General features: G+C 73.0%; 2 protein-coding genes. Both read left to right on the top strand.

Going from position 1 to position 1,130, the window contains the following annotated elements; genetic code table 11:
• A partial coding sequence (locus tag VR44_RS35255) for a Rieske (2Fe-2S) protein (RefSeq protein WP_045951727.1) occupies positions 1-409 on the top strand: 409 nt, incomplete at its 5' end.
• A 29-nt stretch (positions 410-438) separates the two neighbouring features.
• On the top strand, positions 439-1,119 hold the full coding sequence (locus tag VR44_RS35250) for a nucleotidyltransferase domain-containing protein (RefSeq protein WP_045951726.1): 681 nt from the start codon (positions 439-441) through the stop codon (positions 1,117-1,119).
• The last annotated feature ends 11 nt before the right edge of the window (positions 1,120-1,130 follow it).

Genomic DNA, 1,130 nt, shown 5'->3' with positions numbered 1-1,130 from the left:
CACGCTCGCCGCCTGCGGCGGCGAGGAGAAGAAGCCCGCCACCGAGCCGGGCCCGTCCACCCCGTCGGCCGGGGCCCCTGGGGCCTCCTCCCCGGTGGCGTCGGCCCCGCCCCAGGCGGCGAAGCCCCTCGTCGACTCCTCGAAGGTGCCGGTCGGCGGCGGAACGGTCCTCAAGGAGGCGAAGCTGGTGGTGACCCAGCCGACGGCGGGGTCCTTCCGCTGCTTCTCGGCGGTGTGCCCGCACCAGGGATGCCTGGTTGCCAAGGTGGCGGACGGCACCATCGACTGCCCGTGCCACGGCAGCAGGTTCCAGGTCGCGGACGGCGCGGTGACGCACGGGCCGGCGACCCGCGGCCTGGAGGAGAAGAAGATCGTGGTGGCCCCCAACGGCGAAATCTCGCTCGCCTAGCCCGTTCCCCGCCGCCTACCCTCCCCCGCATGGACGACCTCACCCTGGTCCGGGACCACACGATCTACTCCTGCGTGACGGGCTCCCGCGCCTTCGGACTGGCCACGGAGGCGAGCGACACCGACCGGCGCGGTGTCTTCCTCGCCCCGACGCCGCTCTTCTGGCGGTTCGAGAAGCCCCCCACGCACGTGGAGGGGCCGCGGGAGGAGGAGTTCTCCTGGGAACTGGAGCGCTTCTGCGAGCTCGCGCTGCGCGCCAACCCGAACGTCCTGGAGTGCCTGCACTCCCCCCTGGTGGACCGGCTCACCCCGGTGGGAGAGGAACTCGTGTCCCTCCGCGACGCCTTCCTCTCCCGCCGGGCCCACACCACCTTCAGCCGCTACGCCGTCTCACAGCACCGCAAACTCCTCGCGGACGTCCGCCTGCACGGCGCCCCCCGCTGGAAGCACGCCATGCACCTGCTGCGCCTGCTCCTGTCCTGCCGCGACCTGCTGCGCACGGGCCGCCTGGACATCGACGCCACCCCGTACCGCGACCGCCTCCTGGCGGTGAAGCGGGGCGAGCTGTCCTGGGAGGAGGTCGACGCCTGGATGACCCGCCTCACGGAGGAATCCGAGTCCGCCCTCACCTCCACCACCCTCCCCGCCGGCCCGGACCTCCCCCGCATCACCGACTTCCTCCACCGCACCCGCCGGGCCTCGGCCCTCTAGGCCGTCTCTTC

Source organism: Streptomyces katrae (assembly GCF_000966975.1).
Classification (GTDB): Bacteria; Actinomycetota; Actinomycetes; order Streptomycetales; family Streptomycetaceae; genus Streptomyces; species Streptomyces katrae.
This window is presented reverse-complemented; position numbering and strand designations above follow the sequence as displayed.